Here is a 21,246-nt window from a genome sequence, read left to right on the forward strand (position 1 = left end):
AGGCCATCTCGCTACCGGTCGTGCACACCGGTCGGATCAACACCATCGACGCTGCCGAGCGCGTGCTCGCCGACGGCCACGCTGACATGGTGGGTATGGCTCGGGCACACATCGCCGACGGCGAGATCCTGTCGAAGGCCCGAGAAGGCCGTACGGACGAGATCAGACCCTGTATCGGTGGCAACGACTGCATCAGCCGCCGCTACGTCGAAGGGCTCCCCTTCGGTTGCGCGGTCAATCCGCATGCGGCGAAGGAGCTGGATGGTCCGTGGGGACCTGTCGCCCGACCACGGCGTCTCATGGTTGTCGGTGGGGGACCGGCGGGGATGGAACTTGCGGCGCTCGCCGCCGAGGGCGGTCACGCGGTCGATCTGTGGGAGGCCGCCGATGAACTGGGAGGACAGTTGCGCGTCGCCGCAGCCGCGCCCAGCTATGACCAGTACAGCCGGTACCTCGACTGGCAGGAGCGCCGACTGGAGCGGCTGGAGGTGAAAATCCGGCTCGGTGAATGCGCGGATGCCGACGCGGTGATCACCACGGGCACCGACGTGGTGGCCGTGGCGACGGGTGCGACCCCACATCGTCCCTTGATCAAGGGCATTCACGGCGAGAATGTCTTCGACATTCGCGAGGTTCTGCGTGGCGACGTCTCGGTGGGGCAGCGGGTGCTCGTCGTGGCACAGGACGACCACCTGCCGCCGCTGAGCGTGACGGATTTCCTCAGCGAGCGTGGGCACGACGTGACCATGGTGTACGCGACCACCGGTCCGGGGCAGTTGCTCGGTCGTTACATCCTGGGTGGGATTCTGGGCCGACTTCACTCGCGTGGCGTGGTCTTCCGCTTCATGGAGGAGGTCACCGAGATAGCGCCCGACCGGGTCCGGGTGGCCAACGTCTATTCACGATGCGAGGAAGAGCTGACCGGCTTCGACTCGGTCGTGCTTGCTTGCGGTGGTGATGCCGATGCGGAGTTGTACGACCAACTGCGCACGCGGATGCCCGAGGTGCACCTCCTCGGTGACGCGTTCGCTCCGCGGCGACTGGTGTCCGCGACTCGCCAAGCCTACGAATTGGCGAAGGTACTTCGCGCGTAGCGGTTTTCTCCGCTTTCGTGGAGTACCGACGCCGGAGTGCGTCCCCGTAACCGACGAGGACGCACCCCCGCACCGACCCGTGGGGAGCTCCGCGCTCGCGGCTCTGCTGTTTTCTCAGCGTTGTCCGCCATCCACGGTCAGCAGGGCGCCCGTCGTGTAGCTGGATGCGTCACTGGCCAGGTACAGGGCGGTACCGACGATCTCCTCCGGTTGGCCACCGCGCTGCAACGCGAATCCCTCGGCGCGTCGGGCGAACTGTTCGGAGTCCCACGAGGCACTGACGTCGGTGTGGAAGGTGCCTGCCACGATCGCGTTGCAGCGAACCGCCGGACCGAAGGCATGGGCGAAGCCGACCGTGAGGGCGTTGAGACCGGCCTTGGCCGCCGAGTAGGGTGCGATCTCGGGGCGGGGGTGCAGGGCACCCGCACTGCTGATGTTGATGATGGAGCCGCCGCCTGCTGCCGCCATCTTCGTGCCCACCAGTGCGGCCAGGCGGAACGGTCCCTTCAGATTCACCCCGATCACCTTGTCGAACAACTCCTCGCTGACCCCGTCGAGACTGTCGTACAGCGGGGACATCCCGGCGTTGTTCACCAGTACGTCGATGCGCCCGAACCGCTCGTAGGCAGCCTCGACCAGCGCGTCCAGATCCGCCCAGCGACCGACGTGGGCGCTGACCGGCAGCGCCGACCGTCCGGTGTCCCGTTCCACCTCGGCGGCGGTCTCCTTGCAGGAGTCCAGATTGCGGCTGGCGACGACGACATCGGCCCCGGCGCGGGCGAGGCCGTGCACCATCGCCTCGCCCAGTCCGCGGCTGCCTCCGGTGACCAGGGCGACCCGGCCGGTCAGGTCGAAAGCTGTGTGGGTATCGAACTTCACGAGCGCCTCCTCGGTGTGGAGCCGTACCGGTTCTCCGGAGTTGACCCTGCCATATTCATTGTTATGGTAATCATAGATATAGGTGCGAAGGCCAGAACTTCGCGATGCCGAGAAGAAGGAGCATCCGGTGGGTGACAACCACGATCAGCTGTTCGAGCTCTCCTCGAGCCACCGCCGGCTGCAGGAAGAAGCGCGCGCTTTCGCCGCGTCGGTGCGGGATATCGCCGAACGGGCCGACGAATCCGACGACGTCGACCCCGACATGCGCAAGCGGCTGGCAGGCAGCGGTCTGGCCGCGATCACAGTCCCCGCGGAGTTCGGCGGCCGCTATGATCGGGTGGATTCTCTTGCGGTCACCGTTGCCCGAGAAGTGTTCGCAGCCGAAAGCGCGCATCTGGATTCACTGCTCGGGATGCAGGGCATCGGCAGTTACGCGATCAGTGCCGGGGGAGACGACTCCGTTCGCGCGCACTGGCTGCCCAAGGTGGCACGTCTCGATGCGATCGCCGCGCTCGCCCTCACCGAACCCGATGTGGGGTCCGACCTCAAGGCACTGTCCACCACGGTCACCGAGCGCGATGGTGAGCTGATCGTCAGTGGCCACAAATCCTTCATCACCAATGGCGGCGACGCGGATTTCTACTGCGTATTGGCGCGAGAGAACGATGGGTACTCCCTGGTCCTCGTCCCGGCCGCCGCAACCGGCGTCAGCACCGAGAAACCGCACCAGATCATCGCTCCCCACGTCCTCGGCGACGTCGTGCTGGACGAGGTTCGTGTACCGGTGGAGTACCGGCTGGGTGCGCCCGGTGAGGGATTCAAGCTGGTGTTGGCGACCCTGGCAACCTTCCGGGTATCGGTGGCGGGTGCTGCGGTGGGGACGGCACAAGCCGCTCTCGAAGAGGCCGTGCGACATGCAAGTGGACGTGAGCAATTCGGGGTCAGCCTGGCTCGGCTCGGCTCGGTTCCCGCTTCCCTGGCAACTTCCTGGACCGAGATCGAGATGGCTCGCGCGCTGACCTACCGTGCAGCTGCCGCAGCGGCACGAGATCCACTGGCCAATCTGCACCTGTCCTCCATGGCCAAGGTGGGAGCGACCGAGACAGCAGGGCGCGTCGTCGACAGGTCGGTGCAGACAATGGGCCGTTTCGGATTGGTGCGCGGCAGCAGGATCGAGCGGCTTTATCGCGAAGCACGCCCCATGCGCATCTACGAAGGGTCGACCGAAGTCATTCAGGACTCCCTGGCCAAGCAGCTGGTGAAGCAATTCGCCCGGTAATCCGAACCGAGTGCATCTTCCCGGTAAAGCAAGGAGTGGCCGCCACCCATGAGCAACGACACCGCGCCTCGCCCGGACACAACCGGACAGAAGCGCACAGTGAACCGAGTGGTCATCCGGTTCGCCGGGGACTCCGGTGATGGAATGCAGCTGACCGGCGATCGCTTCTCCGCCGAAGCCGCGGCATTCGGCAACGATCTCGCAACACAGCCCGACTTTCCCGCAGAGATCCGAGCTCCGCAGGGAACACTACCCGGGGTCTCGAGCTTCCAGGTTCATTTTGCCGACTACGACATCCTCACCGCAGGCGACCGGCCCGACGTGCTCGTGGCGATGAATCCGGCGGCGTTGAAGGCCCATCTCGGCGCTCTCGCGCGTGGCGGAACGGTCATCGTGAACACCGATGAGTTCACCGGGCGCAACCTGACCAAGGCCGGCTATGCCGCGAACCCGCTCACCAGCGGAGAACTCGATGGTCTCGTCGTGCACGAGGTGGCAATGACCACGCTCACGCGCGGGGCGGTGGAAGCAACGGGGGTGAACAAGAAGGACGCCGGGCGAGCCAAGAACATGTTCGCTCTCGGCCTGCTGTCCTGGATGTATCACCGTCCGGTTGACGATACCGAGCGCTTTCTGCGCGAGAAGTTCGCCCGCAGACCCGAGCTTGCCGAAGCGAACGTGCTCGCGTACCGGGCGGGATGGAACTACGGTGAAACCACCGAAGCATTCGCCACCACCTACGAGGTGGGACCCACCGCGTTGTCACCGGGGACATACCGCCAGGTGACCGGTAACACGGCTCTGTCCTACGGGCTGGTCGCCGCGGGCCGCCGTTCGGGCTTGCCGGTCTTCCTCGGTAGTTACCCGATCACGCCGGCCAGCGACGTCCTGCACGAGTTGAGCAAACTCAAAAGATTCGACGTCACCACCTTCCAGGCCGAGGACGAGATTGCAGGCATCGGCGCCGCGCTCGGCGCGGCGTTCGGGGGCTCGCTGGGTGTGACCACCACGTCCGGCCCCGGACTGGCGCTCAAAAGCGAAACCGTCGGTCTGGCGGTGATGACCGAGCTGCCGCTGCTCGTCGTCGACGTGCAGCGTGGCGGCCCCTCCACAGGGCTTCCGACCAAGACCGAGCAAGCCGACCTGCTGCAGGCGTTGTTCGGGCGCAACGGCGAGTCGCCCGTCCCCGTCGTGGCTCCTCGCTCTCCGGCGGACTGCTTCGCAACGGCACTGGAAGCCACCCGCATCGCGGTCACCTATCGCACTCCGGTGTTGCTGCTCTCCGACGGTGCCATCGCCAACGGCTCCGAGCCCTGGAACGTTCCCGAACCGGATGAGCTGCCGGAAATCGATCCCGATTTCTCCCGTTCTTCCGAGTGGTCCGAATCGGGTCAGGAGTTTGCTCCCTATCAGCGGAATGCCGAGACCCTTGCCCGTCCGTGGGCCATTCCCGGTACGGCAGGTTCGGAGCACCGTATCGGAGGCTTGGAGAAAACCGATGGCAGTGGAAACATTTCCTACGATCCCGACAACCACGATTTGATGGTTCGTCTGCGCCAGGCGAAGATCGACGGAATCAGCGTCGATGATGTCACCGTGCACGACCCCTCCGGACAGGCCAGGACGCTGGTGCTCGGATGGGGGAGTTCCTACGGTCCCATCGGGGCGGCTTGCCGACGGGTGCGGGAAGCAGGTATTCCGGTTGCGCAGGCGCATCTACGGCATCTGAATCCCCTCCCGGTGAATCTGGGTGAGGTGGTGCGCGGCTATGAGCGCATCGTGGTGCCGGAGATGAATCTGGGGCAGCTCTCCTTGTTGCTGCGTGCGAAGTACCTGGTGGACGTGCAGCCGGTGACCAAGGTGCAGGGCTTGGCCTTCCTGGCCGAGGAATTGGAGGAAGTGCTGCTACAGGCGGAGTCCGGAACCCTGGCCAGGACCGAGCGGGCAAAAACCGCCGATGCCCGAGCGCGGGCCGTGCGAGGTAACCATCCTGCGGCGAGCGATTCCGCACCGTATCCTGAGAGGTCTGGACCATGAGCAGCACAGCCGTTACCGATTTGGGATTGACCTCGGTCGCCGGGGTTCCCACCACGGAAGCACCGCAGAAGGCCAAGGACTTCACCAGTGATCAGGAAGTGCGCTGGTGCCCCGGATGCGGAGATTACGCGATCTTGTCCACCCTCCGCGGTTTCCTGCCCGAGCTGGGGCTGAAGCGGGAGAACATCGTGTTCGTCTCGGGCATCGGCTGCTCCAGCCGGTTCCCGTACTACATGAACACCTACGGGATGCACTCCATTCACGGCCGTGCCCCGACGATCGCCACCGGGTTGGCCACCAGCCGACCCGATTTGAGCGTGTGGGTGGTCACCGGGGACGGGGACGCGCTGTCCATCGGCGGCAACCACTTGATCCACGCGCTGCGGCGCAACGTCAACCTCACCATCCTGCTGTTCAACAACCGCATCTACGGGTTGACCAAGGGCCAGTACTCGCCGACCAGTGATCAGGGCATGGTCACCAAGTCCACCCCGATGGGGTCGCTGGACACGCCGTTCAACCCGGTATCGCTGGCCCTGGGGGCCGAAGCCACTTTCGTCGCCAGGGCGATGGACTCCGACCGTCGGGGGCTCGCGGCAGTGCTGCGCCAGGCCGCTGAGCACCGCGGTGCTGCTCTCGTGGAGATCCTCCAGGATTGCCCCGTCTTCAATGATGGGACCTTTGACCTGCTCAGAAATGCGGAAGAGGCATCGTTGCGCTTGATCCCGATCACGCACGGCGAACCGATCGTTCTCGGCGCCGAGAGTGAACGTTGCGTGGTGCGCAGCGGATTCGGGTTGCGGGTTGCCGCCACGAGTGAGGTGGATCCATCCGACATCGTGGTCCACGACGCCACCACCGACGACCCGGAATACGCCTACGCCCTGAGTCGGCTCTCCGATCAGGAACTCACACACGTCGTCACCGGCGTGTTCCGCAAAGTGGCCAAATCCACCTACGATGATCTCGCTCGAGAACAGCTCCACCACGCCAAGGAAGCCGAAGGCCACGATGACGCCGCGCTGCGAGCGCAATTACGAGGGCAGGACAGCTGGACGGTCGTCTGACACGCTCGAATGCATCACCGGCCGCGTCGGCTCCGATTCGATCGGTGTCGACGCGTGAGCCGGGCGAGGGGTCTACCGCGCGGTAGATTCCGACCATCGGTATGATGCGAACTATTATGAGTGAAGTCGGGTCGGCCGCGAGCATTGCATGGGAGCGGCGTGGTGAGAAGGTCTCTTCGACCATCGCGCGGGACATCGTGCGTGAAATCGCCAAGAAGCGCCTCGCTCCGGGGGCCACACTCGAGTCGGAAAGCGCCATGCTCGAGCGCTATCAGGTCGCGCGAGCTTCACTGCGGGAGGCGCTGCGTGTTCTCGAGGTACACGGCCTGGTCCGGATGAAGCCGGGGCCCGGTGGCGGGCCCGTCGTCTCCGAGGTGGACAGCCGCGAGTTCGGCCGTATGGCCACGCTGTTTTTTCAAGTGCTCGACATTCGATTCTCCGAACTGGTCGAGGCACGACTGATCCTCGAACCGCTCGTTGCCCGCTTGGCCGCCGAGCGCCACGACCCGCAGGACAATGATGAGCTACGGGCCATTGTGCAGCAGGGACTCGACGCCGAGGAGGACGGCGAGTGGCTGGAGGCCAGTAATGCCTTCCACGCGAAGGTGCTGTCGATGTCGGGAAACGGCCTGCTCAACATCTTCGCTCGCGCGATGAAGGACATTTTCACCGAGCGGGCCTCGGCGGTTTACGTGGCCAGCAAACGTGGTCGGGTCAAACGGGTCCATGCCGAGATCGCCGATGCGATCATCGACGGCGACGCGGAAGTGGCGGAGCGCTTGATGCGCGAGCACATGAGTGAGTACGCCAAGACCGTTTCCAAGCGTGAGCCGCAGTTGATGAACGAGGTCGTCGACTGGCGCTGAAAGCTCCTCCGCCCGCAGGACCACTCCGGTGCGGGCTTCATGCCGGCAGGGCGGAACGGCCCTTTCCGCGGTGATCGCTCCACCCCACCGGCCCCTCCCTCAGCTCCGTACACCGCCGAGTTCGTTGGACACGAGATAGGCCAGTGTGATGCCTCGGCCGAGAGCGAAGCCGCTGTTGTAACCACTTCCCATTGTGGTCATCGCTGCGCAGGAACCCGCCGCGTACAATCCGGGGACGGCTGCGCCCGCCTCGTCGAGGACGTGACCGTCCCCGTCGATGTGTATCCCACTGGAGCCGATGCCGGTCCCCACGAACTTCAGCTTCAGGCCGTGGAAGGGCGGCTCGGTGATGGTGCCCAGCACCGGGTTGGGCCCGTGCTCGGGGTCCCCGGCGAAGCGCCGGACGTAATCGACCGTTCCCCGGCCGAACTCGGGATCCTCACCACGCGCTGCATTCGCACTGTAGTGAGCAGCGGTCGCCTCGAGCTGCTCGCCGTCGATACCGAGCGCCTCGCCGAGCTCACGCAGACTCGGAGCGGAGGTGACCAGTCCGTCCGGATATTCCCCGCCGGGTGGAGTGGCCGACAGACCGTACTTGCGATGGTGCTGCTCGTCCCAGACGAGGAAGAAGGGCAGGTGCGGATCATCGGGGTCCATGGTCTTGGCCACGATGTCGACCCAGTAGGAGTCGTTGCAGTAGCGCTTGCCGCTCTTGTCCACGATCATGGTGTGCGGCATCGCGTACTCGGGTCCGTACGCGAACCCGGTGCCGACCTCCGAGCGCCAGCCGGGCAGCATGGGAACGCTGGTGGCGGGGATCCGTGCGACCGCCCCGCCCACCGAACGCGCGAGCTTGATCCCGTCGCCGCGCAGGCTGTCGGGCGCGACACTGCCGAAGTCCTCCGGAGCGAGATTCAGCAGTTCTCGTACCAGTTCGGGATCCCAGTCGTAGCTGCTGGTGGCCAGCACAACCGCTCCGTGCCGCTCCACCCGGCCATTCGGTCCCTCGGCGCGTGCGCCGACGACCCGACCACGCTCGTCGCGCAGCAGCTCGGTCACCGGGTGGGACGGGAGAATCTCGATGTGGTCCTCCTTGAGCACCCGGGTGAGGAAGCTCGCCACCACACCGGTGCCGAAGGTCAGCGGATCGCTTTCCTCCGCGGCGGTCTCGGGCGGTTGATCGTGGCGGCCGGAAAGACCGAAGGCATTCATGCCGGCTTGTCCGGGCTCGTCGTCGTTGTCACCCTCGTCGACATGGGTCAGTCGTCGCCCCTTGACGAACATGTCGGCGTAGGTGGTGCCCACCGGGAAGTACGGGCTCACGCGCAGTCGCTCGCGCCACTGGCCGAGCATGCTGCCGTCGATCACTTCGTTGGTGAGGTACCGGCCTGCGTCGAGGGCACCGTCGGCCTCCCCATGATAGTCGGCGAGGCCCGGGATGACGGTCCAGTTGATGGCGCCCACGTCTTCCCAGTACCGCGTCGCGACCGGCGCCATGGTCAGCCAGCGGTGCATCGCTTGTTCGTCGCGTACCTCGGGGTGGTCCCGGCCGATGTCGCGAACGTAGCGCTCGGCGGTGTCGAGATCGTCTGCGATCTCCTCGCGCTCGGCGACGTGGTTGGCGCCGACCCAGACCTGTCCTCCCGAGTACGCGGCTGCTCCGCCGACCAGTTCGTCGGCTTCGAAGATGGTGACCGAGCACCCGTTGAGGGCCGCGCCCAGAGCGGTGGCCAGACCGGAGAGCCCTGCTCCCACGACGACCACGGGCTGTTTGGCACTGGTCTCGGTCTCGTTCGTTCGGTGGTTGGTCATCGGTGCACGTCCCTTCCCGCTGCTGGAGCTCGGAGTTGTTGTTCATCCGGTTTCCCGTCGACTCGTGGACGAGGAGCTCTCGTGGCTTGCACCGGTAGAGCGCTCGGTGTGGAACGCTTACCCGTCTGCGGGCAAGTCCAGGCGGAGTACGCGCTCGAGGTTCTTGCCGAGGATGGCCGCTTCGACCTCGTCGCCGAGGTTCAGCCTGCGGATGGCGTCGATCTCCTCGGCCGGGTTGGCCATCGGCCAGTCGGAGCCGAACACCACCCGTTCCGCACCGTGATTGTTGATCAGGCGGCGTACCGTGTTCGGGTCCATCCGAGCCAGCGCGGGAGGCCAGGAAGTTTCCAGGACGATCGGCAGGCCACGCAGTTCTTCCTCGGCTTCTTCAAGCATGTGGTACCCCCCGAAGTGGCAGGCGACCAGACGCAGGCGAGGGAAGGTCCGCACGATCTCGCGCAGCATCCGCGGTGTGCTCAGCGAGTTGACCTGCCCACTTCCGCCGGCTCCCACATGGGTGATGACCGCGATGTCCTCGTCGAACGCCTCGAACAGTTCCCAGAGGCGTTCGTGCATGAGGCCGAATCCCTGGAACAGGGGATGAACTTTGACGCCCCGGATCCCGTGGCGGCGCAGACTGTTGAGGTTTTCCTCCACGCTGAGATCCACATGCACCGACCCGAACGGGGTGAAACTCGCCCGGTCTAGGGAGGCCACGAACTCGTTGGTGCGGTCGACATGTCGTGCTGCGCCTGCCACTCCCAGAGCGATGCTGTGCCCGACACCGTTGTCGGGCATCTCGCCGGCGAGGGTGGTCGACTTTCCGTCGCCGACCGCCGACAGGCCCGGAAGCTTGTTGGCACTCAGCGCCTTGTCGGCCAATGCGTCGGGCCAAACGTGCGTGTGTGCATCAATGATCAAAATGACCTCGTTTCTTCGACACATCTCGACCGGATGGGATGTGATGGCCATTGCGGGTACTCAGGACGAAGCCGGTTGGCGGAGAGGTGCCCCGGGGAGTATCGAGTGCCTACCCCGTCACCTGGTGAGGTAGCCGCCATCGGCGGTGATTGCCTGTCCGGTGATCAGCGAGGATGCGGGGGAGCACAGCCAGAGATTGGCCTGCGCCACTTCCTCCGGCGTACCGAGCCGCCCGAGCAGACTCAGCCGTCCCGCCATGTCGGATTCGCTCTCCTCGCGTGCTTGTCTTGCTTCCCGCACCATTGGTGTGTCGATCGCTCCGGGGCAAACGGCGTTGACTCGTACACCGAACTCCGCGTACTCCAGGGCTGCGGTGCGGGTCAGTCCGATCACGCCATGTTTGGCGGAGGTGTATGCGGGTGCCCCGGAGCCGGCCCGGAAGGAGCGAACGGAACCGACATTGACGATGGAACCAGGGGTGCCCTGGCGAAGTAGCTGCGCGATCTCATACTTCAGCGACAGCAGCATCGAGGTCAGGTTGATATCGAGAATGTGCCGGAACTGTTCGGGATCGGCATCGACGATTCGGTGCCGATCCGGGGTGATCGCCGCGTTGTTCACGGCACAGTCCAAGCGGCCGTAGCGGTCGACGGTCTGCGTGACCAGCGTTTCGACGTCTTCGGCGCGACTGACGTCGGTGTGTACGAACGACGCTTCGCCACCGTCGATGGTGATTTCGTCGGCAACGGCGGCCCCGGCCTCAGAGGAGATGTCGGCGACGACGACTTTCGCACCTGCCGTGGCGAATGCCAGAGTGGTTGCCCGTCCCATGCCGGCACCACCACCGGTGACGATGACCACCTTCCCCGCGACGGTGTCCGGGGTTCCTGCCGTATTGCTCTTGGCCATGCACATGCCCCTGTTCGCCCACCCGGATGGGGACGCTTGTCCGTGGTTGTCTACCGCAAGGCGCTAAAGATAATAATCGTTATCCTGGTTGTGCGTCTTGTTGATGTCAAGGCTCTCCTGTGCGCGTCCGGCACGTCTCGCTACCCCGGTACGTACACGTTCTGTTGGTCGAAGGTGCCATGTGGTGCCACGTCGACACGTCCGCCGACATTGCCGCTCCTGCCCCGACATGGCGGGAAACCGGGGGTGGACAGGGGTCGTGATGCGGCTTACAGTGTGGAAACTCATACCAATGATAATCATCATTTTGGCTCGTGCTGGGAGTGTTCATGAAGGTGCGCAAGAGATGGTGGCGTACTGCTGCCTTTGCCGGTGCGGCGACGCTGGTGGTGGGTTTGGCCGGGTGTGGTGGCTCTTCCGGAGCGAGCAACGCCGGTGGTGGTCTGCCGGAGACCGTGAAGATCATGTCCATCAAGGAGATGACCGGGCCGGTTTCCTTCGCCGGGATCCATGCCACCAGGGGAATCAAGCTGGCTGTCGAGCAGATCAACCAGCAGGACTTCCTCGGTGAGACCGACCTGAAGATCGAGGTCAAGGACAGTGCCGCAAGCGCTCAGAAGGCGGCCAGTTTCACGACCCAGGCGATTGCGGACGAGTCCTACGCCGCCATCCTCGGGCCTGCCTCCAGTTCGCAGGCTGCTGCGATGTCTCCGATCGCGCAGAAGTCGCGGATGCCGGTGATCTACACCCAGGCGGGCAGCGAGGGTGTGCTGGTCGGCGACTACACATACCGACTTACACCACCTGCGAGTTCCTATTTCGGGGTGGCCGGCGACTACCTCGCGAGCAAGAACATCCGGACCGCTGCCGTGCTCTACAACAGCGGGAATCCGACGTTGTCCGAGCTGGGCAAGAAGACGGTTCCCGGTTTGGCCGAGGAGCACGGTTTCTCGATGCAAAGCTCCAACGGTGTTCCGCGTGACGCGCTGGACTTCACCGCCGTGGGATCGGAGATCGCCGAGGCGGCTCCGGGTGCGGTGTTCGTCTTGCTGGAAGGGCCGCAGAATCCCCGGGCGATCAGCCAGCTTCGGCGGAACGGCTATCAGGGCGAGATCGTGGGCATGACTTCCATGGGAGCAGGCAACCTGGAAACGGCAGGCGAGACCGCGGCGGGTGCGGTCTGGCCCGGCAACTTCAGCGCGCTGAGCAAGAAGCCGAGCGTGCAGAAATTCGTCGAGGCCTACAAAGCCGAGTACGACGGCGAGATCCCCAACAACTACGCGGCCGAGGGCTATGATGCCGCGTGGTTCCTGGCCCGGGGGATCGAGCAGGCAGGCAGTGTGTCGCGTACCGCGATCCAGGACGGGCTGGCCGGAGTTGCCAAGGCCGGGTTCAAAGGCGCCCAGGGCGAACTGAGATTCCAGGGCAACGACGTACGTGTCGAAGGTGTGCTGGCCGGCTGGAACGGCAGCAAGGAAGTCCTCGTGATGCCGAGCGGATCATGATCGTGCGATGAAGCGCCGACCACGATTGGTTCGGTTTGGGTGCGGAGTGTTCATGAAGGTGCGCAAGAGATGGTGGCGTGTCGTTGCCCTTGCTGGTGCGGCGACGCTTGTGGTGGGTTTGGCCGGGTGTGGTGGTTCTTCGAGAACGAGTGATGCCGGTGGTGGTCTGCCGGAGACCGTGAAGATCATGTCCATCAAGGAGATGACCGGGCCACTTGCCTATGCCGGGATTCATACCACGAAAGGGATCAAGCTGGCTGTCGAGCAGATCAACCAGCAGGACTTCCTCGGTGAGACCGACCTGAAGATCGAGGTCAAGGACAGTGGTACGAGCGCTCGGAAGGCGGCCAGTTTCACGACCCAGGCGATTGCGGACGAGTCCTACGCCGCCATCCTCGGGCCGGGCACGAGCTCGCAGGCTGCTGCGATGTCTCCGATCGCGCAGAAGTCGCGGATGCCGGTGATCTACACCCAGGCGGGCAGCGAGGGTGTGCTGGTCGGCGACTACACCTATCGGGTGACGCCGCCTGCGAGTTCCTATTTCGGGGTGGCCGGCGACTACCTCGCGAGCAAGAACATCCGGACCGCTGCCGTGCTCTACAACAGCGGTATCCCGACGTTGTCCGAGCTGGGCAAGAAGACGGTTCCCGGTTTGGCCGAGGAGCACGGTTTCTCGATACAAAGCTCCAACGGTGTTCCGCGTGACGCGCTGGACTTCACCGCCGTGGGATCGGAGATCGCCGAGGCGGCTCCGGGTGCGGTGTTCGTTCTGCTCACCGGACCGCAGAATCCCCGGGCGATCAGCCAGCTTCGGCGGAACGGCTATCAGGGCGAGATCGTGGGCATGTTGTCCATGGGAGCAGGCAACCTGGAGACGGCCGGTGAGGTCGCGGCGGGTGCGGTCTGGCCCGGCAACTTCAGCGCGCTGAGCAACAAACCGAGCACCAAGGCTTTCATCGAGGCCTACAAGGCCAAATATGGCGGCGAGATTCCCAACAATTTTGCGGCCGAGGGCTATGATGCCGCGTGGTTCCTGGCCCGGGGCATCGAGCAGGCAGGCAGTTCCTCGCGGAGTGCCATCCAGGACGGGCTGGCCGAAGTTGCCAAGGCCGGGTTCAAAGGCGCCCAGGGCGAACTGAGATTCCAGGGCAACGACGTACGTGTCGAAGGTGTGCTGGCCGGCTGGAACGGCAGCAAGGAAGTCCTCGTGATGCCGAGCGGATCATGACCGTACCGAAGTCGACTTCCATGGTGATGCAAGGGAGTGCGGACACGTGCTGAGCGTAAGGGGCAAGCCTGTGAGGCAGGGACCAGCGGCGAGGAAAGCAGGTGAGCCGAGATGGCGCAGATACTGATCAATGCGGTCACACTCGGATCGCTGTATCTGTTGTTCGCGCTCGGCATGAGCGTGGCGTGGGGAACGATCGGGATATTGAACTTCGCCCATGGCTCGTTTTTCATGTTCGCCGCATTGAGCGCCCACTTCATCGTCCAGAAGGTAGCTTTGCCCATGCCGATCATGGTCCTGCTCGGCATGGTGGTGGGAGCCGTGCTTTCGGTGCTGACTCAGATGCTGGTCTTCGACCCGATTCAGCGCCGCAGTACCGACCATCACAGAGCGGAGCTGCAAATCCTGGTCGGTGGAATCGGCATTTCCAGTATTCTGCTGGCGATTGCGCAGCATGTGACCAGGAGCGTTCCGTTCGGATTTTCGAATAGTACTTTTCACATCGAGGTATACGAGTTGGGGCCGCTACAGGTATCGAACATACAGTTCGTGATTCTGAGCGTGGCCGTCGGCATGTCGGCATTGACCGCATGGTGGTTGCGGTCGGCTCGTGCCGGTCTGGCACTGCGCGCTATCGGAGTCGATTCCGAGGTTGCCACGCTCATGGGGGTGGACCGCCGTAGGTTGGCTTTCGGCACGATGGCGGTTTCCGGAGGATTGGCCGGTATGGCAGGAATCCTGCTGACGTACTACTTGGGATCGATTGCTGCGGAAACCGGAGACAGTTTTCTGATCAAGGCGTTCGCGGCGATCATTCTCGGTGGCATCGGATCGGTCACGGGAGTGATCACCGGTGCGATGGTGCTCGCTCTGGCCGAGACCATCGTGCTGACCCAGATGTCGGGTATGTGGGCCAGCGCGGTCGCTTTCGGCCTCATTTTCGTGGTGCTTCTCCTCCGGCCTCGTGGTCTCTTCGGCCGTAAGGAGGTGCGGCGCACATGATCGAATGGTATGATGCCCACCTTGTTCTGATCCAGTCCACCTTTGTGAACCTTCTGCTCGTGCTGAGTATTCAGGTGCCCCTGCGGATGGGTGTTTTCTCGTTCGCCGGGGTGGGAAGTTACGGGCTCGGTGCCTATGTGTCGGCGATCCTGACCATCCGCTACGAGATTCCTGCCTATGTGGCGATCGGTGTCGGGATTCTGCTTGCCGCCTCGATCGGCTACTTGCTCGCGTTGGTGGTCTCGCGCTTGAAAGGGCTGTATCTCGCGATGGCCACGATCGCGTTCGTGCTGATCCTGTCGGTAATCGCCACGAACGGTGGTGAACTGACCGGCGGTGCGCAGGGACTGTACGGGGCCATCAGCGACCTGAACACCCTCGAGGTGATCATGGTCAGTGTCGTGGTGATCGTGCTTCTGGCACTGTCCGAACGCGGCGCCACCAAGCGCCGTATCGATGCGGTTCGCGAGGATCCGGAGCTCGCGATGTCCGTGGGCATTCCGGTGGTACGCCTGCAAAGGCTGTCCTTTGTGATCAGCGGCGCGCTCGGGGCGTGCGCCGGCGGGATGAACGCCTTGCTGCGCACTACGGTTTCTCCGCAGGCCCTCAGCTTTCACCTGGTCGTACTCGCGTTGACCATGATCATTGTCGGTGGGCTGAGGTCGTGGATCGGTGCGCTTATCGGTGCTGTGGTCTTCACCTGGCTGCCGAGCATGCTGCAGCTCGCGGGGGAATGGCAGAGCGTGGTTTACGGTCTGATCGTTGTGCTGGCCGCGATCTTCGTACCGACAGGGCTGCTCGGACTGGTGCAGGACACTTACCGGAAGCTGCGTCGACGAAGCAGTCGAGTGGTGGCACGGGATTCCGTGTCCGGAACCGATGACACCGATACCGAGCGCGCCCTGTTCGCATCGCTCGGTGGCGACAACAGGACCGGAGGTTCTCGATGAATGCATTCGATGCTGAACCGGCTGTCCTCGCCGCGGAGGATGTGGCGGTGCACTTCGGCGGGATCAAGGCCGTCGACGGCTTCGGCCTGAATCTCCCCGCAGGAAGGATCTGCGGCATCCTGGGGCCGAATGGCTCCGGTAAGAGCACATTTCTTGCGGCCGTGACGCGATTGGTGTCGCTCACCCGTGGTCGGCTGCTGCTCGACGGTGCGGAATACCAAAATGCTCCCCCGGAGACTCTCGCTCGCCGTGGCCTGTCTCGGACTTTTCAGACCGTGCGGCTACTGCCCGATCTGACCGTGCTGGAGAACGTCCGGCTCGGAGCGGACCTCCACGCGCGAGGAAGGGGCGTGCGGAGCTGGTTCCGGCCGGACACGACGCCGGAAGTGGTCGACGAGGCGATCGAACGGACCGGTCTGGGCACTGCCCGCTCCTGGCGGCCGGGGGAATTGTCCTACGGAATGGCACGGCGAGTGGAGATCGCCCGAGCACTGGCGGCCAAGCCGCGGGTGCTGCTGCTCGACGAGCCCACCGCCGGGATGAACCAGCGGGAGCGTGGAGAAATTTCCGAACTGCTGCGCACACTGCGTGGTGACGGCCTCGCTCAGCTTCTCGTCGAGCACGACGTGCAGATGATGGTCGACACCTGCGACCACCTCGTGGCGATGAACTTCGGCGCGCTCGCGGCCGAAGGCACCCCCGCCGACGTGGTCGTTCATCCAGCTGTGCAGGAGGCCTACTTGGGAAAGCGGGGGCGGTCCCATGCTTGAAATCCATGATTTGCACGTCAGTTACGGCAGGGTCGAGGCGGTGCGTGGGTTGAGTGCCTCGGTGGTTCCCGGGCGCGTCACTCTGGTGCTCGGAGCCAATGGAGCAGGCAAAAGCACGACACTGCGAGCAGCCACCGGTCTCGTTCCGGCCGACTCCGGTGAGGTGGTGCTCGATGGCCAACCGATCACAGGCATGGCCACGCACAAGATTGTGCGCAATGGGCTGGTGCTCGTTCCGGAGGGGCGACAGGTGTTCGCTCCCCTGACCGTGGAGGAGAACCTGGTCCTGGGGGGCTACGTCGCGAAGAAGGAACAATCCTCCAAGGAGCTGGATCGGGTTTACGAGATGTTCCCGGTGTTGCGTGAACGTCGGCGAGGTCCTGCCGGGTTGCTCAGCGGTGGGGAGCAGCAGATGCTCGCTTTCGGCCGGGCGCTGATGTCCGCACCGCGCGCGATGATGATGGACGAGCCGTCGATGGGGCTGGCCCCGGCGATGGTGGAGTCCGTACTCGGAACGGTTCGCGATATCGCCAATTCGGGGATCGCCTTGCTCGTGGTGGAGCAAAATGCGGACATGGGGCTTGAGATCGCTGACGATGTCGTGGTCGTGGCGCGCGGGGAAGTAGTGTTCAGCGGTCCGGCCGAGCAGGCTCGCTCGGACACCTCGGTGGTACGCGCATTCCTCGGCGAGGCCGCACTCGGAGCATGAAAAGGCAGTGGCGGCCGATGTGGTAATCAGCTTAATTTTCGGCCTCGTTGATAATAAGTTGAAATTACTGCACTGAGAACCGAGAGGGCTGTGCTTTGAATATTGGTAGTATACCCGCCAAGTGGGCGGCGCTCACTCCGAATGCCGATGCAATATTCGATGCTGAGAAGAACCGGCGCCTCACCTGGGCTCAACTCGACGAGCGAATTCGCCGGCTGGCGAACGGGCTCCGAGATGAGCTGGGACTGGGATACGGCGACCGTGTGAGTATCCTGGCCAAGAACAGTATCGAGTATCAGGAGCTGTATTATGCCGCCGGCCGAGCCGGCTTGGTCGTACAGCCACTCAACTGGCGGCAGGGGGTGGAAGAGCTCCGCAGGGTCGTACTGGATGCCGCCCCCAAAGCAATCATCATCTCCGATGAATGGCTCGAAGTCGGTGAGCAGCTGCAGTCGCTGCTGGATGTGGAACATTGGCTGCAGTACGGTCCGGGCGGTGACGGCTCCTATGAGGACTTGCTCGCCCGGGCGTCCGCCGACGAACCGCGGTGGTCGGAATCCGTAGGCGGCGACGACCCCTTCTTCATCCTGTACACCGGGGGAACGACCGGCGAGTCGAAGGGTGCGCTGCACTCGCATCGCAGCGTTGCCAACGGCATGCTGAATCAAACGGTCGCCGAACGGATCGTTCCGACCGACGTGTACCTGATGACCGGGCAGATGTACCACATCCCCGTGGTACTTGCCATGAACTACATGCGGCACGGGTGTCCCCTGGTGCTTACCACCTTCGACCCCAGAACCTCGCTGGAGCTCATCGAATCGGAGCGGGTGTCGGCGTTTCTCGGTATCACTACGATGCTGAACTGGATGATGGCCGTACCCGGATTCTCCTCCTACGACCTGTCGAGCCTGCGCAACATCCAGTACGGTGGGGGACCGATGCCCTCCAGCGTGGTCAAGGCGGCGCTGGACTCCTTCCCCTGCACGTTGATCCAGGGCTATGGCCAGACCGAAGGTTCGACGATGTGCTTCCTGTCGCAGGAGGACCACCTCGAAGCGATACGTGGCATCGATCCCGATCGGCTGAAGTCCTGCGGCCGGGAGGGGTTTGTGACGACGGTGCGGGTGGTCGACCCCGATGGTCGGCCGGTGCCCAAGGACGGCAGGACATTCGGACAGATCGTCGTTCGCTCCGGTGCGAACATGGTCGGTTATTGGAACCGTCCGGAGCTCACGGCGGAGACCATCCGCGATGGCTGGATGTGGACCGGGGATGTGGCTGTGTGGGACGCGAACAGTTACGTCTACATCGTCGACCGGGCAAAAGACATGATCATCAGTGGTGGGGAGAACATTTACTCCATCCAGGTGGAGGAGGCGATCAATCAGCATCCCGCGGTGCTCGAATGCGCCGTGGTGGGTGTTCCCGACGACCAGTGGGGCGAGTCGGTCAAGGCATTCGTGGTGCGGAAGCCATCGATGAAGGTGACTGAGCCCGACATCATCGACACGGCGAAAGTACACCTGGCCTCCTACCAGAAACCTCGCTCGGTGGAATTCGTTTCCGAACTTCCGAAGGCGCCGACCGGAAAGATCCTGAAGCGCGAGCTACGTGAGCCGCACTGGGCAGCGCAGGACCGCAGGGTGTGATCGATGAAGCGGGCGGGGCCGAAGTGGGGTTCCCGGCTTGTTGGAGGGGTTGGAGCGTTGGCTCACGAGCTGGTCGAAAAGTACTTCGAAGCGGTCAACACCGAGGACTGGGATCTGATGGGGCGACTCTGGCACCACGATGCGGAACTGATCGCGGTCGGCCAGGAACCCGTGCACGGAGTCAGCGCTATTTTGGACTATTTTCCGAGAATCCTCAGTGGGTACTCCGAGCACACTGACACGCCGACGCGACACCTGGTTTCGGACAGCTCGGTGGTGGTCGAGATCCGGTTCACCGGGTGTACGACCTCCGGGCGTGTCGTCACGTTCGACGCACTCGACGTGTTCGAGTTCCAGGACGGGCTCATCAGGCGACTGCAAACCTGGTACGACACCGCGAAGGTCGCCAAGCTGGTGCGGGGGCCCGAGCCTGGATATCGTGCGGACTGACGTGCTGATCAAGCGGAAAACAACCGTACCTCATGTGGGTACTCTCCGTGTGGATCCAGTTCCGAGGGAGGCAAACAGGTGGGCGAGGTAGGTATTGATGACCTGGAAGACTTGCACACACTCAATCTGGATCGGGCCGATCGCAACGAGCTCATCGAGACTCAAACCGAATGCACGTTCGTTTTCGGGAACTCATCCGGCTGGCCGAGTGGTGTGGTGATGAGTTTCCTGCATCACGAGGGAACCTTCTGGCTGACCGCCGTGGAGGATCGCGCGCATGCTCGCGCCGTGCTGGATGATCCCCGTGTGACCCTGGTGATCTCGAACGCGGGCACCGGCCTGCCCGGACGTCGTATGCTCGCGGTTCGGGGAGTGGCCACCGTACACCGGGACGAGGCCGTCAAGCAGTGGTTCTTCGAACGCTTCTGCCCCCGGTTCGCCCCCGCTGATTCCACGGCTTTCAAGAGACTCCTCGATAGTCCGAAGAGAGTGGTGTTCCAGGTTCGTCCGGTTGCGATCCCGGCAAGCCACGACTCGCGCAAGATCGGCGGAGACGGGCGCGGCGGTGGTCAAACGGTTCGAACGGACCGGTGAACTCACTCGGGGTCAGCACTTGTAGGAGTCCCATGTCGGCAACGCCTCGGGGAGGTCCGCTTCGGCGTACGGGGTCTCCGGCCAGCGAATTCGTTTGCTGTCGCCGAAGCTCGTCGGCATCTGTTCGATCGGCACCACGTACATGAACTTCAGGGTACGGGCGGCGAAAACCCAGCGGCCGTCCTGCCGTGCGTAGCGGTCGTCGTAGCGGTAGGCCGCCATCATGAGTGTGCCGTTCAACGACAGTTCGGCCTGTCCGGTCAGGATTCCCGTTGCCGTGTCGTCGTCGACCGTGATCACGTGGGAGTTCGGGATGTGCAGGGTCGTGACATAGCGATCCATCATGCCGATGTAGAAGTCTCGCAGGGCAGTGTGCCCCTGGACGGTGTGGCCGGCCCGGGTGAAGCTGCCGTCCTCGGCGAACATCGCGACGACGGTGTCGATGTCGTGGTCGTCGACAGCCATGGAATACAGGGCTCCGAGGTTGCGCAGGGCGCTCTCGTCGGCCAGGGACCGGAGTTGTCGGTAAGCCTCTTCCGGTGTCTGAGCCGGTGCCGTGGTGGTCGGTCTGCGGAAGTCCATCGTGTATCTCCAGCCGATGGTGATCAAATCAAGCACCATGAAGAATAATCTTTATCATCGATCTGCTCCAGGGTCGTCTGGTCGATCCTGGTGGGGGCCGCTGGGGAAGGCATGGTTGCCGTTGGGCGGCGTCCGGGAGCGGGCCAATGCTCCGAAGGCGCGTGGTCACTGTTCCGCACGAGCATGAATTCATGCTAATCCTTGACATGGATTGTTGATGACATCACACTCATGACGTGTGATCCACTTCTCGGTTGGTTGATCCCCGGTGGTTACTCCGACGAGGGATCCGAGCACGAAGCACTCCGGATCGTCCTGCTTTCCGTCCTTTATCGGAGGTGTTCGCCGGTCTCGCGCGCCCTCTTTTCGCGCCGTATCGACTCCGGGGGCTACTCGTCATGGCAGTTGTACGGAAGTCAGCCGGCCGGTTTCGAAGGATTGGTGGCGTGTAATGAGTGCGTTTGTCGAGAACGACTCCGTGATTCAGTCGGCCGACATCGCGGTGCGGATCGAGAGGATCGAAGCTCAAGAGGCGATCCGGCGCTTGGTGTACGAGTACAGCCACGGATTCGACAAGCGTGAGCCGGACCGTTTCGTTGCCGTGTGGACGGAGAACGCGTTTTGGTCGGCCGGGCCTGGACACGAAGCGTCCGGGCGCACGGCCATTCGTGAAGCGGCCGAGGCGATGTGGGAGCAGTTGGGGCCGACGCATCACTGGTCGTGCAATCCGGTGGTCGACATTCATGGCGCCGAGGCAACCGCCGTGACCAATGTCCACGCGGTGGCGCAGGGATCTGACGGAGCGTGGACGCAGACCGCGGCGACCTACCGGGATCGCTTCGAAAGGGTCGATGGCGTCTGGCTGCTCGCTCGCCGATCGACCGAGACCCACCACACGTTTTCCATCGCGGCAGTGCCGGCCTGAGTGCGGCGCTTGTCA

General features: G+C 63.8%; 20 protein-coding genes. 15 read left to right on the forward strand and 5 right to left on the reverse strand.

Translation table 11 applies throughout. The annotated features are described in order from the left end of the window. Nucleotides 1-20 precede the first annotated feature (20 nt). Nucleotides 21-1,094, forward strand: coding sequence for an NAD(P)-binding protein (locus JOF55_RS20450; RefSeq protein ID WP_310276844.1), 1,074 nt, complete (start codon nucleotides 21-23; stop codon nucleotides 1,092-1,094). A 114-nt stretch (nucleotides 1,095-1,208) separates the two neighbouring features. Here the strand turns inward: JOF55_RS20450 and JOF55_RS20455 are convergent, their stop codons facing one another. Continuing rightward, nucleotides 1,209-1,973 carry an SDR family NAD(P)-dependent oxidoreductase gene (locus tag JOF55_RS20455; protein WP_310276847.1) on the reverse strand — a complete coding sequence of 255 codons (765 nt, stop codon included), beginning with the start codon at nucleotides 1,971-1,973 and terminating at the stop codon, nucleotides 1,209-1,211. A 127-nt stretch (nucleotides 1,974-2,100) separates the two neighbouring features. Between JOF55_RS20455 and JOF55_RS20460 the strand changes: the two genes are divergently transcribed. From JOF55_RS20460 to JOF55_RS20475, 4 genes are all read left to right on the forward strand, one after another. Beyond that, nucleotides 2,101-3,252 (forward strand): acyl-CoA dehydrogenase family protein, encoded by a 1,152-nt coding sequence (locus JOF55_RS20460; RefSeq protein ID WP_310276850.1) that lies wholly within the window; start codon nucleotides 2,101-2,103, stop codon nucleotides 3,250-3,252. Nucleotides 3,253-3,300: 48 nt separating this feature from the next. Next, nucleotides 3,301-5,289: a 2-oxoacid:acceptor oxidoreductase subunit alpha gene (locus JOF55_RS20465; RefSeq protein ID WP_310276853.1), complete on the forward strand. Its 1,989-nt coding sequence runs from the start codon at nucleotides 3,301-3,303 to the stop codon at nucleotides 5,287-5,289. Further along, complete coding sequence (locus JOF55_RS20470) at nucleotides 5,286-6,356, forward strand: 2-oxoacid:ferredoxin oxidoreductase subunit beta (RefSeq protein ID WP_310276855.1); 1,071 nt, start codon at nucleotides 5,286-5,288, stop codon at nucleotides 6,354-6,356. Before JOF55_RS20465 ends, JOF55_RS20470 begins: the two co-directional genes overlap by 4 nt. Before the next feature lie 116 nt (nucleotides 6,357-6,472). After that, a complete protein-coding gene (locus tag JOF55_RS20475; RefSeq protein ID WP_310276858.1) occupies nucleotides 6,473-7,222 on the forward strand; it encodes a FadR/GntR family transcriptional regulator in 750 nt (249 codons plus the stop codon). A 99-nt stretch (nucleotides 7,223-7,321) separates the two neighbouring features. On the opposite strand, the gene JOF55_RS20480 is transcribed toward JOF55_RS20475, so the two are convergent. From JOF55_RS20480 to JOF55_RS20490, 3 genes are all read right to left on the reverse strand, one after another. Then, nucleotides 7,322-9,034: an FAD-dependent oxidoreductase gene (locus JOF55_RS20480; protein ID WP_310276860.1), complete on the reverse strand. Its 1,713-nt coding sequence runs from the start codon at nucleotides 9,032-9,034 to the stop codon at nucleotides 7,322-7,324. Between the two features lie 117 nt (nucleotides 9,035-9,151). Further along, nucleotides 9,152-9,955: an amidohydrolase family protein gene (locus JOF55_RS20485; RefSeq protein WP_310276863.1), complete on the reverse strand. Its 804-nt coding sequence runs from the start codon at nucleotides 9,953-9,955 to the stop codon at nucleotides 9,152-9,154. 117 nt (nucleotides 9,956-10,072) lie between these two features. Then, nucleotides 10,073-10,864 (reverse strand): SDR family NAD(P)-dependent oxidoreductase, encoded by a 792-nt coding sequence (locus tag JOF55_RS20490; RefSeq protein WP_310276866.1) that lies wholly within the window; start codon nucleotides 10,862-10,864, stop codon nucleotides 10,073-10,075. A gap of 329 nt (nucleotides 10,865-11,193) precedes the next feature. Between JOF55_RS20490 and JOF55_RS20495 the strand changes: the two genes are divergently transcribed. From JOF55_RS20495 to JOF55_RS20535, 9 genes are all read left to right on the forward strand, one after another. Next, entirely contained in the window at nucleotides 11,194-12,369 is a 1,176-nt protein-coding gene (locus JOF55_RS20495; protein WP_310276869.1) for an ABC transporter substrate-binding protein, read from the forward strand. A 187-nt stretch (nucleotides 12,370-12,556) separates the two neighbouring features. Next, entirely contained in the window at nucleotides 12,557-13,597 is a 1,041-nt protein-coding gene (locus JOF55_RS20500) for an ABC transporter substrate-binding protein (protein WP_310276872.1), read from the forward strand. A gap of 111 nt (nucleotides 13,598-13,708) precedes the next feature. Next, entirely contained in the window at nucleotides 13,709-14,599 is an 891-nt protein-coding gene (locus JOF55_RS20505; RefSeq protein ID WP_310276875.1) for a branched-chain amino acid ABC transporter permease, read from the forward strand. Next, a complete protein-coding gene (locus JOF55_RS20510) occupies nucleotides 14,596-15,549 on the forward strand; it encodes a branched-chain amino acid ABC transporter permease (protein WP_310276878.1) in 954 nt (317 codons plus the stop codon). The genes JOF55_RS20505 and JOF55_RS20510 overlap by 4 nt, the downstream gene beginning before the upstream one ends. Beyond that, nucleotides 15,546-16,319 (forward strand): ABC transporter ATP-binding protein, encoded by a 774-nt coding sequence (locus JOF55_RS20515; protein WP_310276881.1) that lies wholly within the window; start codon nucleotides 15,546-15,548, stop codon nucleotides 16,317-16,319. Before JOF55_RS20510 ends, JOF55_RS20515 begins: the two co-directional genes overlap by 4 nt. After that, nucleotides 16,312-17,028 (forward strand): ABC transporter ATP-binding protein, encoded by a 717-nt coding sequence (locus JOF55_RS20520; RefSeq protein ID WP_310276884.1) that lies wholly within the window; start codon nucleotides 16,312-16,314, stop codon nucleotides 17,026-17,028. Before JOF55_RS20515 ends, JOF55_RS20520 begins: the two co-directional genes overlap by 8 nt. Before the next feature lie 95 nt (nucleotides 17,029-17,123). Then, the gene (locus JOF55_RS20525; protein ID WP_310276887.1) at nucleotides 17,124-18,680 is read left to right on the forward strand and encodes a class I adenylate-forming enzyme family protein; all 1,557 of its coding nucleotides are present in this window, start codon (nucleotides 17,124-17,126) and stop codon (nucleotides 18,678-18,680) included. A 57-nt stretch (nucleotides 18,681-18,737) separates the two neighbouring features. After that, nucleotides 18,738-19,130, forward strand: coding sequence for a nuclear transport factor 2 family protein (locus JOF55_RS20530; protein ID WP_310276890.1), 393 nt, complete (start codon nucleotides 18,738-18,740; stop codon nucleotides 19,128-19,130). A 78-nt stretch (nucleotides 19,131-19,208) separates the two neighbouring features. After that, nucleotides 19,209-19,724, forward strand: a complete 516-nt coding sequence (locus tag JOF55_RS20535) for a pyridoxamine 5'-phosphate oxidase family protein (RefSeq protein WP_310276893.1) — start codon at nucleotides 19,209-19,211, stop codon at nucleotides 19,722-19,724. 12 nt (nucleotides 19,725-19,736) lie between these two features. On the opposite strand, the gene JOF55_RS20540 is transcribed toward JOF55_RS20535, so the two are convergent. Further along, nucleotides 19,737-20,345 carry a nuclear transport factor 2 family protein gene (locus JOF55_RS20540; RefSeq protein ID WP_310276896.1) on the reverse strand — a complete coding sequence of 203 codons (609 nt, stop codon included), beginning with the start codon at nucleotides 20,343-20,345 and terminating at the stop codon, nucleotides 19,737-19,739. 412 nt (nucleotides 20,346-20,757) lie between these two features. Here JOF55_RS20540 and JOF55_RS20545 point away from each other — a divergent pair, with 412 nt between their 5' ends. After that, nucleotides 20,758-21,231, forward strand: a complete 474-nt coding sequence (locus JOF55_RS20545) for a nuclear transport factor 2 family protein (RefSeq protein ID WP_310276899.1) — start codon at nucleotides 20,758-20,760, stop codon at nucleotides 21,229-21,231. Nucleotides 21,232-21,246: the final 15 nt, after the last annotated feature.

Source organism: Haloactinomyces albus (assembly GCF_031458135.1).
Classification (GTDB): Bacteria; Actinomycetota; Actinomycetes; order Mycobacteriales; family Pseudonocardiaceae; genus Haloactinomyces; species Haloactinomyces albus.